Below are 17673 nucleotides of genomic sequence, written 5' to 3'. Positions count from 1 at the left end.
AACCAATCTAAGCTAATACTCTGCATCTAAAAATGCATTAAATAGACATCGGCTATACACGTTTTTTGGCAGATCCTGGCAATTTATGTAATTGGTTAATCATAAGCTCTGCTGCTTTTTGTTCAGCGATACGGCGGCTCTCACCAGATTCAGTAATATCAGGGCAGTTATTGATATTGACATGACAACGTACAACGAAAATTTGATGCGGTGCATTACCACGCGTTTCCATGAGCTCGTAATTAGGTAAGTCAAACTGTTTAGATTGTAGCCATTCTTGCAGCCGACTCTTGGCGTCCTTCAATGCTTTTTGGTCATTAACATTATCAATCAGATCACCATACCAAGAGAGAACACATTTGCGAGTAATATCCATATCTTGACTGTCTAAATAAATAGCACCGATCAGAGATTCTACGGCATCGGCCAGTATGGAAGCACGATTGCGACCGCCACCTTTGCGCTCACCTACTCCTAATATAAGATGGTTAGACAGCTCTAAGTTTTGAGCGATAATTACCAACGACTCTTGGCGCACCAATGTCGCACGCATACGCGTTAAGCGCCCTTCATTTTGACTAGGATAACGATGATATAAAGCTTCACCCACAATCATCCCTAACAGTGCATCACCTAAAAACTCTAGGCGCTCATAGTTTTTTTTGCTATCAAATGAGCGATGCGTTAATGCAAGTTTAGGAAGGCTCAAGTCATTGAACTCGTAGCCTAACTTACGCGTTAATACTGCTAACCGCTGAATAAATTCTGAGCTAACAACAAGCGTGTCAACAGACGTACTATTTTTTTGGGAAGTAGGAACCGCTTGGGAATGGTGCGAAGTTGGTTTCATGCGTGGTTTGTGGTTATCCCTTCTGCTTGACAGATTTAGTTTAATAATATTATTTGATATATTTTATGAATATAATGAAGGTGCTATGTCGTACTATTGCGACTTACTCTGCTATCGTCATCTCGATGTTACCTTCGAAACGATTCACGATATCGACATTGCTAAAAAAGTTATTAGTTACTGCATATTCTTTATAGATAGCCAATTGACCTGTTTTTTTATCAGTAAAGGTAAATACTTCTTCTGCCTTGGTATCATAGTCAGCATTGATAGATAACTGTTTGTTGACACGTTCAACAAATTGTTTGGCTGTCTCTTTATTATTATTGGCTTCTTTTAACTGTGCACTTAATACTTTGGTCAATTGATAGTCACCAATCTGAGCCGGTACGATGGCTACTGTCAACTTAGTCGCAATACCCAAAAGTATAATAATAAGAACAACATTTGTCACACTGGCGCCGCGCTGCATAGCCAAACCAGATAATTGCTGCATTATGATATCCTTCTAAAGATAAACGACTATTTCGAATAAGTGTATAAATAATAAATAGCTATTAATTATTTAGCAACGATATTAGCATAAAACTATTATCAACCAATCAATCTCTAGACAATCTCATAATCTTAATTGATAGTACCATTACGTTCAAAGGTCGGTAGATTAAGACCAGGTGGTTTATGCATCCAGATATAAACAGCCTTACCTGCTAGGTTTTCATCAGGAACGAAGCCCCAAAATCTACCGTCTGCGCTGCGATCGCGGTTATCACCCATCACAAAATACTGATCTTCTGGCACATCAATACGCCACTCAGTACCTTCTGACTCCACCACTTCTGGTGATTGTTGCTGCAAAAATGGCGCGTATTGTGAACTGTTCATACCGTCTAAATAGCGCACGAGATGCTTGTTGTCACCTTGTACTTCTTCAAAATATTGTGCCACATCTTCTTCTTGCTGACCCATTGCAGAAGCACTCTCCTCAGTCAGTACTTGCCCTGGACCAACCTGACCTGGTAAGTATAGCTGTGAGGTCAGTTCAGCATTTGCCGCGAAATCTACAGACTTAGTCTCAACAGGTACATCATTGATAGATAACGTGCCTTGGCTATAGCTTACGGTGTCACCAGGCAAACCGATAACGCGTTTAATATAATAAATGCTCGGGTTCTCAGGATAGCGAAACACTGCCACATCACCATGCTCAGGTTCACCAGTATCCAGCACCTTATTATAGGTTAACGGCAGGCGCACGCCATATGCATACTTATTGACAGCAATAAAGTCACCCGTATATAGCGTCGGCACCATAGACGATGATGGGATATTAAATGGCTCAATTAAAAATGAGCGTACTATCAATACCACTGCTAACACAGGAAAAAAGTCATAAGCCCAGCGGACCAGTAAGCCTTCCTGACCTCGACCACGAGTTTTGCGCTGTTTGAGCGCTAGCTTATCTAACAGCCAAACAATTCCTAGGACTATAGTTAACGGCACTAAAATTAAATTAAAATCAAAATCCATACCAAATTGCCTATTAACGAGCGGCTTATCTAACACCTTTACGATAAGACTCACTACATTTGACTGTTATCTACAATGACTATCTTAGGTTACGTTTAGCGATTAGCTATCAACTTGCAACACAGCTAAGAAGGCTTCTTGTGGAATTTCCACATTACCTACTTGCTTCATACGTTTTTTACCAGCTTTTTGCTTAGACAGTAGCTTTTTCTTACGTGACACATCGCCACCATAGCATTTTGCTAATACGTCTTTACGCATGGCTTTTACCGTACTACGACCAATGATTTGGCTACCGATAGCCGCTTGAATGGCGACATCAAACATTTGACGTGGAATCAACTCTTTCATCTTAGTAACTAGAGCATTACCACGATAACGTGATTGGGTTTCGTGCACGATCATCGCTAAGGCATCAACTTTATCGCCATTGATTAGTACATCAACTCTCACCAACTTATCGGCTTGATAACGTTCAAAATTATAGTCTAGCGATGCAAAACCACGTGAGACTGACTTTAGGCGATCAAAGAAATCCATGACCACTTCGCCCATTGGGATATCAAATATAAGCTGTACTTGTCGACCCATAAAACGCATATCAACCTGAACGCCACGACGCTCAATACATAGCGTCATTACATTGCCTAAGAATTCTTGCGGTACTAAAATCTGACAGCGGGCAATTGGCTCACGGAACTCTTCAATATTGTTTGGCTCAGGTAGATGTGAGGGGTTATCTACATAGATTACATCACCGTTCTTTTTCTCAATTTCATAGATAACTGACGGCGCTGTAGTAATCAAATCCAGATCATATTCACGCTCTAGACGCTCTTGGATAATCTCCATGTGCAGCATACCCAAGAAGCCACAGCGGAAACCAAAGCCAAGCGCATCCGACGTATCTGGCTCAAAAAACAGCGAAGCATCGTTAATTTGCAGTTTTTGCAAAGCTTCACGGAATTTTTCAAAATCACTCGAATCTACTGGGAACATACCAGAATAGACTTGTGGCGTGACTTGTTTAAAGCCTGGGATACGATCCACATCAGGGGTCTTAGCATGAGTGATAGTATCGCCTACTGGCGCTCCGGCAATATCCTTAATACCCGCAATAACAAAGCCGACTTCCCCTGCTTCTAAAACACCCGTATCTACAGGCTTAGGGGTAAAGACACCAATCGAGCCAACCAAATGTGCCTCTTGAGTCGATTTGATATATAACTTGTCACCTTTACGTATAGTACCTTCACGCACCCGTACCAATGAGACCACGCCCAAATAATTATCGAACCAAGAGTCAATAATTAGTGCTTGGAGTGGCGCTTCACGATCACCAGTTGGTGCTGGAATAAACTCCACCAATGCTTCTAGCAGCTTATCAACACCAAGACCAGATTTGGCTGATACACGCGGTGCGTCAACGGCATCGATACCGATAATATCTTCAATTTCTTGAATGACGCGCTCAGGCTCAACTTGCGGCAAATCAATCTTATTTAACACCGCCATGACTTCTAAGCCTTGATCAACGGCTGTATAGCAATTGGCCACTGACTGCGCTTCTACGCCTTGAGCGGCATCAACAACCAATAGCGCACCTTCACAAGCTGCTAATGAACGCGACACTTCATATGAAAAATCAACGTGACCAGGAGTATCAATAAAGTTAAGCTGATAGCGCTCACCATTTGGATGATCATAAAACAGAGTTACTGACTGTGCTTTAATAGTGATACCGCGCTCACGCTCGATATCCATTGAGTCGAGTACCTGCGCCTGCATCTCGCGATCTTGCAAGGCACCGCACATTTGAATAAAACGATCGGCAAGGGTCGACTTACCATGATCAATGTGGGCAATGATTGAAAAGTTACGAATATTGGCTAATGCAGTCACAAAGCGCCTACTAAATTAAGGGTGATAGAATAATAAAACTAAAAAATAAATACTGTCAGATGCAATTGATAATGTGCTTGTATTTCTTTGAAGGTTAACCGTTATAACAAGCCAATTGGGCTTATACCACCGTCTAAAACCTATAGCAAAGCACATTAACTCTTATGTGCAGACATAAAAGAGTATTCTAGCAGTTTTCCACTGCAAAGTAAGGCGATTTTGTTAGAAGAGATGTGACTTGCAGATGAAATGACAAGCTAAAAAAGGATAACGCAACAATCGTTACACTTGTTGAACTTCGTTTCTTTATATAGATACTATTATAATTACTATGACTTCTTAGAAACAAAAGCGAATAAATGACTAGGGTAAATTGGTTTTAGACATATCTACGTCTGTAGTTTCACTGCCATTTTGGTACAGATACTTATACATCCATGGCGATCTGCCATAAAAAGCACCATTTATTTGAGTTTGCTCTATCAAGTACTCACGAAATCTCAAATAAAATTCATTATCTGGGCCCTTAGGCTGCTGCCAAAAATCATCAAGCGGCTTTTGATCTGTTAGCTTAGGAATATCGTAAATTGCACGACCCATAACCTTAGTAGGTTTCTTATGATAAACCGACTGCAAGCCTGTCGTACTGTTAATAGTCACCATGCCAATACTATATTTCACCAAAGTTGGCAGGTGCATATCACAACCATAGAAAACACGATGAGACACTTGATAGCGCTCAGCTAGGCTAGCTACCAGCTCCCGATAGTCTCTATGACCACGATCCAATGGATGATGCTTAAACACAAGTAACTGTTTTTGCTTAGCAAATTTTGCAAAGCTTGCGATAGACTCATCAATGAACTGTACCACATCACGATAATCACTATGATGGGTAATCTGTGAGTCATTATGCACTTGCAAACTAATCAAAAAGTAATTGTTACTTTCTTGCTTGATCAGTCTATTTTGCAATTGTTTATCTGGCAAATATCCTCGTAGCTTCCGCCACGGTGCTTTTAACCAAGCGATGGCCTCTTGCCAAGCGGTCATACCACGATAATGCGAATAATGTGGATAACGACTTTTATAAAGCCAAGCAATGATGTAATAGACGATGGCCGCGATACTTAAGCGATAAAATCGATTATGTGTGTATAAAGGCTGATCATTGGCTTTCTTAAGTGCTTTAATCTCAGCAGTGTTTAGACGTGAATAGCCATTAATCCCATGCTCTTGTAAGGTAATGTAATCAGGACGCAAGTACCCTTCTTCAAAGACAAAAAATGAAATACCTAGCTTCTCACTGATACACGCTGCTTGAGTATGATGCGGTCGACAATCGCCAAAGCATACAATCGCATCAATGGCATTTTCTTTAATGAACGCCTGCAACCAAGAGGAAAATTGCGCTAATGTATTGGTATATTCGTAGGTATTGTCGTGATGATAAAAAAAGGCATCGCCTGCATTAAAATTGATTTTACTTACTTTAATATCTTGAGTTTGCAAGAATGACGAAAAGCGATTAAAAAACCCACCCATTTTCCCTTGTAGTAGCAAGACATGTCGATGAGTAAGCAAGTGAGACATCGAAGCTGCCATAATACAGGGCTACCATTAAATGAGAAAATAAGAAATAAAAATGAGAAAGGTCGTGCAACCGTGTGAAAACACATAGCGTAAAAGTGATTATACCGAAAAAGCATCTATTTGTCGCAATGCAATTATACGGTGCTACTCTAATAAATTAACGAGACATTTTACGCAATTTCTGTTGCCACTGGTGACGCTGCTGCATAAAACGTGTGGTCGCGTGACGTTTAAACTTTGTAGATAAAGACGAGTTCACAGTCTTAGCTGAACTATTTGAAGTACTAGCCATTTCAGATTGCGATTCTTCACTATTCGCAAGCAGATGCGAGTCTTTGAGAGGGTATAAATAATCGATCACCTGTTCTACTTGTGCTAATCCATAGCCATCAGGCAGACGATACAACGGGTAACATATAAGCGCGCCATATATTAGCTGCTCAAGAGTCAAAGGTATATCTCGTTGACGCCTTTTTAGATAGGTATATTTCGGTAGCGACTGCCCGTCAATATCTGTGGTCAACCCCCAACCTGCATAAAATGGTAAACCATAGCAGGTGACGTCCAATCCACGCAGCAACGCTTCAAAACCAGTCAGTGAGCTGATCGTATGAACCTCATCCACCCATTCTAAACAATCAGGCATGGCAGTATCGTAGGCAACCGCTTGAACTTGTTGTAGATGAGTTTCTGATACTTTACCTGCTCGCAGTCCTGCCTCAACATCAGGATGCGGCTTATAAATCAAATAAGCGTCTGGGTTATCTTGTCGTACACGTTCGATCAAACCACTGTTTGTCTTTATTGTGGAACCGCAGTACTGTACTGACAAATCGTCCTCTACCTGACCGATAATAAGAACGCGTCGTCTCCCAGATATTTTGGCATCCTGCATCCACGAATTATTTTGGATGCTAGAAACATCTATACCAGCCCCAACATTGTATTTACTTACCCGCTGATTCAGCAGTTTATCTTGCAGTTTTTTTACGCGAAGACGCTGTTCAGAACTCAGTGGCTGACAATTTTGCAGCAATGTTTCTAAGTCTGAAGGCTGGGTCGCATCGTAATAAATACCTTGTTTGTCTATGACAACAGACAGTGGTGCGAGTAAAGTAGCACCTAAACCATTTGATCGGATAAACCCATCTTCCATACAATAAATAGCTGGCATGTCCGAGCTTTGTTCAGCAAGTTTACTCTGTAGCTTCTTCTGTACTTGCTGACGTTTGGCCAAACCCCATACCAATAAAGGCTGGCTGAAATTGACACGGAAATGGTCTGGATGTAGAAGATTTTTTAGACGCGGTTTTGGTTTAACGAATAATGTCGTACGCGGTAGGTCTATAAAGGCTTTGACAAATGGCAGCTTCCAACGACTAAATTCATATATCGTCAAATCGCCTTCAAGACGCGCTTGCCACCACCGATTGGTCACCAACCACTCAATGGCTGTATCGATATCACAAGCTTGTTTCGTTACTGGATCTACATAACGACTGTAATCAATATAAGCACTATAAAATAATGTTTCTAATGACGTTTCAAGCGTTTTATGTGAAGTTGCAGGAAACACTGCTAAGTTTGACGTATCTCTATTATTGAGGATTATCTTAGCTGATGCTAAACGACGCTTCTGAACTGATTTAAGTAGATTTCTAGGTGCATTAGTGTCATCGGTCAGCCCCCAGCCACTGTACCAGCTAACTCCAAAGCAATACACTTTTTTTCCTAGCATCAATGCTTCAAAGCCCATATGTGAGCTGACGGTATAGACCTCACTTACTTGTTTGAGCAGTTCAATAGGATTGAGAAACTCTGTCAATAACCTAACGTTTTTAGGCAGTTTTAAGTTGGATAAATAGCCTGATTTTGACGCAGGATGAGCCTTTATCCAAATATGGGCGTTAGGATGGTTGTGGCATGCAAATTTTAGCATCTTCTTAAATTGACGTTTATTCGCACCAGCGCCTTTAACAGAGGCATCACCTGCTACTTGGTCAATCAATAGGACATGGAATTGTGAAGCGCTTTCTTTTTCGTTAATATTTTCTTCATTAATCAATTTATCCAACGACGGACAATCGATTATAGAATTATATTTACTCAGTTTTTCTTCGCATATACGTGCCATCAGATGACGAGCACGTGCCTCGCCTGCTGCGCGATCATTGCTAGTACTCTTGGTACGCTCAACAATCAGCTGCTCAAGGCGCGAGTGATGCGCCATATCAAAGTAGATGCCAATATCATCGACAACCACGCTCAAACCATGGCGACTACTAATACCTGAATCCAATGAACGCAAAAATCCATCTTCAATACTTAAGGTATTTACGTCCTGACGGGTGGCAGCTTTATCAGCTCGTTGGAAGCTTTTCTTGTGCCCCCATCCAATAAATGCCTCAGGTTGTGGTTTTTTCTTGCGATTTACTACACTTTGCTGCAAACCTGACCACGGATACCAGCGCTGAATATCAGCTTGCAACACTTGCGAGAGTAGCAAGTTATTGCGGCACATACCTTTACCAATCACTGCCAGTTGCTTTGGTGATTGGTACTGTGACGAAGGCGAAAGTAGCGCATGATCAGAGGTAGACATAGTAGATACCTTGACTTCATTCGCTACTTCTTTTGCCATATCTTTAATACCTTTATTCGTTAATTTTGGTTAAATCTATTCAGCCGACATCGTTACATCATGAATAGTTAACCGTTATAGGTCTAGAACTACCTTGGCAGCAATTGCTAACTGATAAACAATCTGTGATAGACCGCGAGCAATCTCCACACGCTTAGTTTTAACTTTCGGTAATACCATAATCTCGTCACCCTGCTGGATACGATACGCAGTATTGACCACTTGGCTCGCTCCATTTTGATGAATAATTAAGATATCTTTTGTATCAGCATTATCAGAGAAACCACCAGAATTAGCCACATAATCGCCAACGGTGTAGTCTGGATTAAAGGTAAGTGCGCCTTGTGCTCGTACTTGACCATTGACTGTAATGACTGACGTTTGTGCTGGTATCTCAATGATGTCGCCTTGTTGCAGAATAATATCCTGCCACGAATTTGGCACAACAACGATTTGACCGTCCGTCTGAACATTGCGAGCTTTAGCGACGAACTGCTTAACCAATGCTGCATCATCTTGACGCAATGCGGCTTCTTCACGAGTCGTTGACTGAGTGGCAAGTGTCAATTCTTCTAGACGATCGAGTGACTCGTTAATCATGCGTTTTTGTTGCTCAGCAACAGATTCACGATAGATGGTTAGATGCGTTAATTTTGCCAGCGGACTTGGCTGTAATTGTGGCACGATATCTTTTAGACGCGCGCCATATGGCACAACCATTGCGCCATTACCAGTATGTGCACCTTTTACCTGCACCGCGATGGTACCTGCGTAACGATCTGACGTTACTACCATTTGATCGCCGTTATAGACGGGAACATTTTGGGCTTCACTTAATGAGTAGTATTCTGCCGTTTGTGCACGTCCTGCACTGCGAGTGATACTGATATTAGTAGCATTGGCTGCCGGATTAGACACTTGTAACACATCACCAATAGTCAGATCATTCACATCAAACTCAAAGGTATATTCGTTTTGAACTTGACCGCTTACCACAAATGTCTTTTTCTGTGGTGCCACAGTGATGACATCACCATCACGGAATGAAAATGCCTGTAATTTACCTGCTAGCAAAAAGTCATATAAATTGACTTGCTGTAGCATTTGACCGTTACGCTTAATTTGAATGTCGATATAACTACCACGTGTTGGGTCAACGCCGCCTGCTCTATCTAAATAAGACAATACCGAGTCTGCTGCTAGACCACCGTAATAGCCTGGCTGCTTAACAAAACCTGTGACGAACACCTTAACGGGTTGCGCCTGCTCTAATGAAGCATAAACCCCTACATTCGAGCGGTAAATACGGCTGACGGCACTTTTTACCACATTCTGTAAGCTACCATTTTGCACACCAGAGACACGTACTGGCCCAACGTTCGGTAAGAAAATATTACCCTGTGGATCGACGGTCATGGTAGCAGCGTACTGATAAGCGCCCCACATTCTTACTTGGACGTTATCACCAGGGTTAATCACATAACTATCATTAAAGGTAGAGCCTGAAGTCGTCGAAAATGCTCCACGGAACAATTGCTCACCGAACATCATATCTTGAGTTTTGATATCTTGATAAGGACGCGTTGTATTGATAACTGACTGGCTTGGTAAGCTTGCTGCGTTAACCGCTTCTTGAGTCGTTGCTTGCCCTGGCACTGCCCCAGAAAATGCTTGGGTAGAAACGTTAATATTGCTCTGGTTCTGAGATTGGCTCATGTTATTGTTGCTTGTGCCAAAGCCTGAACCTGATATTTGATCTGCATAACTGCTTGCAGCTGTTGCAGACATACTAGTCGCCGCCATTGCCAAGCTTGTCGCTATCACGATAGAACGTGGTTTCATATTCATGAGTTATATTCCTTTCCTGATCTATCGATCATTACTGATATCTGGTTTTTCAAGATTAGCTACGGTGATCACGGACAACTGCCATTACCAAACGCACAAATCCGTATAGCATTAAGAGCAACGCAAGCGATGTCCAAATGAGATATGCTTGGCGCGGATATGTTGCATCTTCAGCTTCATAGGGCGTTGAGATCACAATCAAGTTTTTCATTTTCTTGAATGCTTCTAGTCTTGATTTCTCAAGCGATGACAACGACAACTTATACAACTCGGTAGCAAAATCCACATCTGCCTTGATGGTCTCAAACTGTACCGCTTGACGGTTTAATTTGGTTGTATTTGGCGAGGTCAACTTGGTTTGTTCTTGAGTGATTTGCTCTTCAACAGCCTTTATCTGGCTTCTTAGTGAAACCACTTGCGGCGCATCTGGATTTAGATAACTGAGTAACTGACGCTCTTCGGTACGCAACGAACTTAATTGCGCTTGCAAGCTGCCAATCAACTGATTGACGATTTGCGCATTGGCTTGTGGGTCATAGATTTCGTTTTCATTCTGATAGTTTAATAACTGCTCTTTGGCATCATTTAAACGCTCTTCTGATTCGTCTAACTGGGTCTCTGCAAACGCCAATTGATCACGAGCCACTTCTTGTGAAATACGGTTCACAAAACGCTCAGATTCTCCTAAGATAGCTTTGTTCAGCTCGAAAGCATATTTTGAGTCAAAACCTTCTGTTGATACTGAAAGCACATAGCTCTGCTCGTCAAGATCAATGTGAACCCGTTTTTTGAAGTATTCAAGTAAATCTTCCTGAGTCGCATCAGGATCGATTTCATAAATAGGGTCTGAACCATCAACATAGTAAGCGTCTCGGAACTTAAACTTACTATCGAGTCGCTTCACCATATCATTCGACAAAATATACTCTGTCAAATAAGTCGCGTCTTCTTTACTGGTACTATTTACGCCCAATAGAGCTGATAGTCCGCCACCAGATGGTACGCTCGAATCACTGACTTGCTTCACTACCACGTCAGCAGTCGAAACGAAACGCGGATGCGCCAGTGTCATTACATAGTATATAACGAGCAACCAAGGAAGGATGACCAAGCCGATAAACAGCGAGAAGTTAATTATCTTACTTTTTTGCTTTGTGGATATGCTTTTCATAAACCTCAATCGCTTCTGTTGTATCGTCAAACACGTGTGCTGTTTGATCCATTAGTACAATACCAATATCGCAGTTTCGTTTGATATCACCAATATTGTGCGACACTATTAAAAATCCTGCTTGTGCGCGGCGGGCCGCTAAAATCTCTTCACTACGCTTACGGAATGCTGCATCACCAACGGCACCTGCTTCATCGAGCATATAGTAATCAAAATCAAAGGCCAAGCTTAAACCGAACGTTAAGCGCGCCTTCATTCCTGATGAATAGCTTTTTACTGGCATATCAAAATAACTACCGATATCAGCAAACTCTTCGACAAAACGAATTTTTTCATCAATATAAGGGCCGCTTGAATATAAACGACAAACAAAACGGACGTTTTGACGACCTGTCAAACTACCTTGAAAACCACCTGCCACCCCAACAGGCCAAGAAATAGTCGAGTCGGTAATAATCTCTCCATGATCTGGCTCATCAAGTCCACATATGATACGTAGCAATGTTGACTTACCAGCACCATTACGACCAAGCAAGCCTACACTTTGTTTATCACCAATAGTCAGATTTAGATCTTTGAACAAGTAATGACGGCCTTTCTTTGTCATAAATGACTTAGAAATATTCTTTATCTCAATCATTTACTCACCTTTCTTAATATTAGTGCTCATAATTATTGATATCACCTTAACGAGAACGAATCATGTCACGTTCAGCATACTTATAGAGTAAAAGTCCCAAAAAGTTTACAACGAACATCCATTCTAAAAAATACCAAATATCAATATGATATGCTGGATAATTGGGTGCGAAGGCGTGTCTAATCAGCTCAATATTATGAATAAAAGGGTTATAAAGTAAATAACTAAAATATGGTTCAGGAATAATATGAATCGGGTAAATGATACCGGATGTGAAATACAGTATGGTAAACAATATAGTAATTACTTTACTGATTTCGCCACCATAATAGCCAACAACCATCATAATCAGAGCAACACCAAAGCTAAATATAAATAGCGTTATCCAGCAAAACAGTACAATGTGCAGGTTTTCCAAATTGGCATAGATATCAAAAAAAGCCAATCCTAAAAGTAGTAATATCGATGTAAAGAAATAAATCACCAGCTCTAGAAATGAGCGTGCGATGATCACATCAATATGCTTAATTGACCGATACATCAACAAACCTTTATTAGCCTCAACAGCTCCTAAAGCTCTCGTTGCTATCTTCTGAAACATCCGAAAAGGAACCATTCCAGCAACTAGGAATAAGGAAAAATCCATACCTGGAACTAGACGCTCTCTAATAGCCCCGAATATAACTAAGAAAATCAGAACCTGAAAGAGGACTTCAAGCGGTGCCCAAAGGTAGCCTAAACGATATCCACCAAAGCGAGTCTGTAACTCACGCATGAGCAATGCATGAAAGGCTGCGCCCATGACTTTAAGGCCACTGCGATGCTTGATAGGACGATAAGGAGGTAGTTGGACAGACATGGCGTTACAGGACTTTACCGAAAACAGCCCCTATGATAAGTAAGCGCGACATAAGTTACAAGAATTAATCTGTATATAGACAGATAAACCTATGATTTAGTAAGAAATCTGTAAGTAAATCACACCTAAAATGCTATGTATCAACAGCTTCTAGTTTATAAAAACATTTATTTTGGGCAAAAAAAAACCAATCTCGATAGATTGGTTTTTTAGTACTGCTATATATGGTGGCGATGAAGAGACTTGAACTCTTGACCTCACGATTATGAGTCATGCGCTCTAACCAGCTGAGCTACATCGCCGTTTTAGGCTGCACATTATGCCTAAGCTGTTGACTAACGTCAACCCCTAATAAGCATTTTTTGCAAAAAAACGAATTTAATTCAGATTAATTGCAACTATTACTACAACAAACAATAAAAAAGGTTTGGTAAACCGATAAGCCGGGTTCTGTCGTGGACGATCATTCCTCTAGGCGTATCATCGCTAATACGCTCAAGCAACCTACCCGCATCGAACGCGGGCCGCGCCATGCCGATGCCTATTTGGTCTTGCTACGCGTGGAGTTTACCATGCCGTGAACTGTTACCAGCCACGCGGTGCGCTCTTACCGCACCCTTTCACCCTTACCGATAATACCCTAAGATACTAAAGGCGGTCTACTCTCTGCTGCACTGGTCGTCAAGTTACCCTGCCCAGCCGTTAGCTGGCACGCTGCCCTATGTAGCCCGGACTTTCCTCCCCTGCTCATCTGTTGCCAGTGTGCAGCGGCGATCGCCTAGTCTACCAAGCGCGCTAGTATAGCAAACTTATGACTGCCTGCGCATGTCTTTTGGATTTATTTTTGTGGACAACATAAATAGGCTAAACAAAATTTGCTGGTAGTGTTTCAATATTACTGACCACTTTATTCTTCAAATACGGTATCTGCAGCCAATGCGCTTCGGGATAATGATTGTCCAAATATTTTCGTAGAAACTCAATAGTGCTATTTGCGATCTCAGTATCCGTTTGCTCAGCATCATCATGGATATGATTATAAATTACGCTATGTACTATTAATCCGCGCGATTTTATAGCTTCTAAACTCAGCAAAGTATGATTGATGCTGCCCAATTGACCAGAGGTGACCAAAATAACTGGACAGCCTTGCTCAGCAATATAGTCTAATGTGAGTAGATTCTCTGTAATCGGCACAAGTAAGCCACCTGCACCTTCTAGTAGTACCAGCTCATACTCAGATTGCAGTCGCTTGGTAGCGTTAGTAATCATATCAGGATCAAGTGTTTCCCCTGATAACTTAGTAGCTAGATGAGGAGACGCTGGCTTCTTATAACGATGAGCACAAGTCGTAAAATCGAGGTCACATTGCTGTAAAGGAATGTCCATAAGTTGACGATGCGTAATAATATCATCAGCGATATTCATCTCACCATTATCTGGATTGATCGATACGCCCGTTTGTACTAGCTTTTGAGTGATGACATTTAAGCCTTGCTGCATAAGCGCTTTAGCAAGCAGCCCAGTAGCATAAGTTTTACCGATATCGGTATCGATACCAGAAACAAATAAAACACTCATAGTTGACCTCGGTTTTCTAAATACGTACGCACTACTTTTAGCAATGATTGGGATAAGGTAGTCAGCTCAGCATCAGTAATCACGTAAGGCGGCATGATATACACCAGCTTGCCAAATGGTCTGACCCAGATACCGTTATCAATCAACAAAGACTGAAAAATGGGCATATCGACCGCTTCATGCAGCTCAATTACAGCGACCGCGCCCAAGCAGCGCACTTCAGCAACGCCTTCTAATAAAGCAGCAGGCGCTAGTTGTTGCTCCATAATACATTGCATATTTGCGGTACGCGCTTCAATATCATAAGACATAATCAAATCAATCGATGCACACGCAACCGCACAAGCCAGTGGATTGCCCATAAAGGTTGGGCCATGCATCAGCGCTGGATAGTCACTATTATGAATGGTATCGGCAATCTTTCGGGTACATAACGTTGCGGCAAAAGTCATATAGCCACCCGTCAGCGCCTTGCCAATGGTCATGATATCAGGGCTAATAGCTGCATGTTCACACGCAAATAATTTGCCACTACGACCAAACCCAGTGGCGATTTCATCCGCAACCAATAGTACATCATGCTCATCACACAGTTGACGCAGCAATTGTAGGTATTCAGGACTATAAAAACGCATCCCGCCTGCGCCCTGAATAATCGGCTCAATGATAAACCCCGCCAGCTGCTCGCCATACTTTACAAAAAACTGAGCCAACGATTCACGCTCATCTACTGTCAAGGCGCGATCAAAGCCAAGTGGCGGCGCAGGGACGAAATGCTGCATCGGTAACTGCTTGCCATATAGGCTATGCATTCCATTAACAGGATCACAGACACTCATGGCATGCCACGTGTCTCCGTAATACCCTGAATGGGTTGAGGCAAACTGCTGCTTATTTGGACGCTTGGCAGCCACTTGATATTGCAGCGCCATTTTTAGCGCTACTTCTACCGCGATACTGCCACTATCTGCATAAAAAATCGCATCGAGACCAGTAGGTACAATGTCGAGCAGTTTTTTGCCCAAATCTATCGCTGGCTGATGGGTTAACCCACCAAACATGACATGCGCCATTTTACCCAATTGCTGAGTCAATGCTTCATTCAGTTTTGGATGATTATAACCATGAACGCTCGCCCACCAGGATGACATACCATCGATCAGACGCGTACCATTTTCAGTGATGATATAAATACCTTCAGCTCGATCGATTACGATATTAGAATAAGTGGGTGGCAGGCTGGCATAAGGGTGCCAAAGGTGTTGCTGATCAAAGTCATTTACGACTTGGATGGATTGCGTGGTGGTTGTTTGCGTGGTTATTGTTTCCATGGTCATCGTGTTGTCCCTAAAACGTTGTAAACCCAAACGTCATCAATCGCTTATAAATACTCTATTGGCCCGTAATACGTTTATATTTAGATAGCAGGTCGCTTTCAGTCTCGACATGATTGGGATCGTGAGGAATACAATCGACTGGACAAATCACAACGCATTGTGGCTCGTCAAAATGTCCAACACATTCTGTACATAGATCAGGGTCGATGACATAGATATCATCCCCTTCTGAGATGGCTTCATTGGGGCAAGCAGGCTCGCACACATCACAGTTGATGCACTCATCAGTGATTAATAGTGCCATGAACTGTTCCTTATATTTTTGCTTATATCAGTCATATATGGCTGCTCCTTACTGTTTTAGCAAGTGCTAGCAGCTTATCTTTAATGCAGCGTCTTTTATTTACTATTTAACTTTTTGTCGAATGCTTGCAAAACACAGGGTGGAACGAATTTATTGACGTCACCGCCAAGCTTAGCAATCTCACGAATCATCGTAGAAGAGATAAATGAATAATTTTGAGACGGGGTCAAAAACACCGCTTCAAAGTTTTCATCAAGCTCACGATTCATATTGGCCAACTGAAACTCATACTCAAAATCTGACATCGCTCGCAATCCTCGCAGCACCGCCGTCGCGTTTTTTTCACGCATAAAGTCAACCAATAGTCCCTCAAATCCAATGACGGATACTTGCGGTAAGTCAGCAAATACGGTTTCGACCAAAGCAACGCGCTCTTCAAAATTAAACAAGGGTTTTTTATGGTGGCCTGAGGCAACCGCGATAACGACCTCATCAAATAGCTTGACGGCGCGTGTGACCAAATCTACATGACCATTGGTAATAGGATCAAAGGTACCAGGGTATAGAATTTTGGTATGTAGCTTTGAGGAATTGGGAGAAATAGAGTGGCTCATAGCATGACTGATATAATCGGTGATATTAGGCCATATGCTAGCAAATTTTGCTCAAACTTAATACTTATCTGCTACATTTGTCCTAACAGCTGATTTACCTTTTCATCAGAGGCTTTGATACAATAGGCAGTTCGACTCATCCATCTCATAATCGAAATAAAAAACAAGACTAGTTATTGGATTAGGATGAGGAATTAGTGGGACTGATTAAATAAGGAGCCTGTGTTTTAGGTCACCCTTATGGAGAGATTATGTCAAAAAAATCAAAAAAGCCAGACAATCAGATTTGTGCCAATAAAAAGGCACGTCATGAGTATTTTATCGAAGAAACCTTTGAAGCAGGACTGGCATTACAAGGCTGGGAGGTCAAAGCCATTCGCGCAGGAAAAATGACGATTACTGAAGCGTACGTCATATTTCGCAATAACGAAGCTTTCTTGTTTGGGGCGCACATTCAGCCATTGCTATCGAGCTCAACGCACGTTAGTCCAGACAGTATTCGTACTCGTAAACTGCTGCTGAACCGTCGTGAAATCGAGAAACTATCTGGGGCAATTAACCAGAAAGGCTACGCTTGCGTACCGCTGTCTTGCTACTGGAAAAACTCATTGGTGAAATGCCAAATTGGCCTAGCCTTGGGTAAAAAGCAACATGATAAGCGTAAAACACTAAAAGATCGTGACTGGGAACGTGATAAGCAGCGCGGTTTCAAACAGCATTTAGATTAAGCACTATTTAATCTATATAAAAAAGGACGGCTCAATATTTACTGAGCCGTCCTTTTTTGTTGTTTGTGACGTTTA

15 protein-coding genes, 1 tRNA gene and 1 other RNA gene are annotated in these 17673 nt (G+C 41.8%); 1 reads left to right on the top strand and 16 read right to left on the bottom strand.

Annotated elements, in window-relative coordinates:
• Window positions 1-52: 52 nt before the first annotated feature.
• The 16 genes from rnc to coaD all read right to left on the bottom strand — a co-directional run bounded on the left by rnc (window position 53) and on the right by coaD (window position 16870).
• A complete protein-coding gene (gene rnc / locus QO187_RS06340; RefSeq protein ID WP_057758394.1) occupies window positions 53-850 on the bottom strand; it encodes a ribonuclease III in 798 nt (265 codons plus the stop codon).
• Window positions 851-953: 103 nt separating this feature from the next.
• A complete protein-coding gene (locus tag QO187_RS06335; RefSeq protein ID WP_228153236.1) occupies window positions 954-1346 on the bottom strand; it encodes a DUF4845 domain-containing protein in 393 nt (130 codons plus the stop codon).
• A 131-nt stretch (window positions 1347-1477) separates the two neighbouring features.
• Window positions 1478-2380, bottom strand: coding sequence for a signal peptidase I (gene lepB, locus QO187_RS06330; RefSeq protein WP_102094585.1), 903 nt, complete (start codon window positions 2378-2380; stop codon window positions 1478-1480).
• A gap of 102 nt (window positions 2381-2482) precedes the next feature.
• Window positions 2483-4282 carry a translation elongation factor 4 gene (gene lepA, locus QO187_RS06325; protein WP_101204270.1) on the bottom strand — a complete coding sequence of 600 codons (1800 nt, stop codon included), beginning with the start codon at window positions 4280-4282 and terminating at the stop codon, window positions 2483-2485.
• Between the two features lie 363 nt (window positions 4283-4645).
• On the bottom strand, window positions 4646-5887 hold the full coding sequence (locus tag QO187_RS06320) for a capsule biosynthesis protein (RefSeq protein WP_371547790.1): 1242 nt from the start codon (window positions 5885-5887) through the stop codon (window positions 4646-4648).
• A gap of 145 nt (window positions 5888-6032) precedes the next feature.
• The gene (locus QO187_RS06315; protein ID WP_228153235.1) at window positions 6033-8516 is read right to left on the bottom strand and encodes a capsular polysaccharide biosynthesis protein; all 2484 of its coding nucleotides are present in this window, start codon (window positions 8514-8516) and stop codon (window positions 6033-6035) included.
• 75 nt (window positions 8517-8591) lie between these two features.
• Window positions 8592-10364 carry a polysaccharide biosynthesis/export family protein gene (locus tag QO187_RS06310; RefSeq protein ID WP_102094584.1) on the bottom strand — a complete coding sequence of 591 codons (1773 nt, stop codon included), beginning with the start codon at window positions 10362-10364 and terminating at the stop codon, window positions 8592-8594.
• Between the two features lie 55 nt (window positions 10365-10419).
• Entirely contained in the window at window positions 10420-11535 is a 1116-nt protein-coding gene (locus QO187_RS06305; RefSeq protein WP_102094583.1) for a capsule biosynthesis protein, read from the bottom strand.
• Entirely contained in the window at window positions 11504-12175 is a 672-nt protein-coding gene (locus QO187_RS06300; protein ID WP_101204273.1) for an ABC transporter ATP-binding protein, read from the bottom strand. Before QO187_RS06300 ends, QO187_RS06305 begins: the two co-directional genes overlap by 32 nt.
• A 46-nt stretch (window positions 12176-12221) precedes the next feature.
• Complete coding sequence (locus QO187_RS06295) at window positions 12222-13034, bottom strand: ABC transporter permease (protein ID WP_102094582.1); 813 nt, start codon at window positions 13032-13034, stop codon at window positions 12222-12224.
• Between the two features lie 225 nt (window positions 13035-13259).
• Window positions 13260-13336, bottom strand: a tRNA-Met gene (locus QO187_RS06290).
• A 121-nt stretch (window positions 13337-13457) separates the two neighbouring features.
• An RNA gene (rnpB, locus tag QO187_RS06285) (RNase P RNA component class A) lies at window positions 13458-13824 on the bottom strand.
• 74 nt (window positions 13825-13898) lie between these two features.
• Entirely contained in the window at window positions 13899-14615 is a 717-nt protein-coding gene (bioD, locus tag QO187_RS06280; protein ID WP_102094581.1) for a dethiobiotin synthase, read from the bottom strand.
• Complete coding sequence (bioA, locus tag QO187_RS06275; RefSeq protein ID WP_102094637.1) at window positions 14612-15946, bottom strand: adenosylmethionine--8-amino-7-oxononanoate transaminase; 1335 nt, start codon at window positions 15944-15946, stop codon at window positions 14612-14614. Before bioA ends, bioD begins: the two co-directional genes overlap by 4 nt.
• 61 nt (window positions 15947-16007) lie before the next feature.
• Window positions 16008-16256, bottom strand: coding sequence for a YfhL family 4Fe-4S dicluster ferredoxin (locus QO187_RS06270; protein WP_021814308.1), 249 nt, complete (start codon window positions 16254-16256; stop codon window positions 16008-16010).
• A 95-nt stretch (window positions 16257-16351) separates the two neighbouring features.
• Entirely contained in the window at window positions 16352-16870 is a 519-nt protein-coding gene (gene coaD, locus QO187_RS06265) for a pantetheine-phosphate adenylyltransferase (RefSeq protein ID WP_102094580.1), read from the bottom strand.
• A gap of 251 nt (window positions 16871-17121) precedes the next feature.
• Between coaD and smpB the strand changes: the two genes are divergently transcribed.
• Window positions 17122-17598 carry an SsrA-binding protein SmpB gene (gene smpB, locus QO187_RS06260; protein ID WP_057758370.1) on the top strand — a complete coding sequence of 159 codons (477 nt, stop codon included), beginning with the start codon at window positions 17122-17124 and terminating at the stop codon, window positions 17596-17598.
• Window positions 17599-17673: the final 75 nt, after the last annotated feature.

The organism is Psychrobacter sp. Arc9, assembly GCF_041431295.1.
Lineage (GTDB): Bacteria > Pseudomonadota > Gammaproteobacteria > Pseudomonadales > Moraxellaceae > Psychrobacter.
Note: the sequence above shows the minus strand (reverse complement) of the source record. Positions and strands in the feature narration are given on the sequence as shown.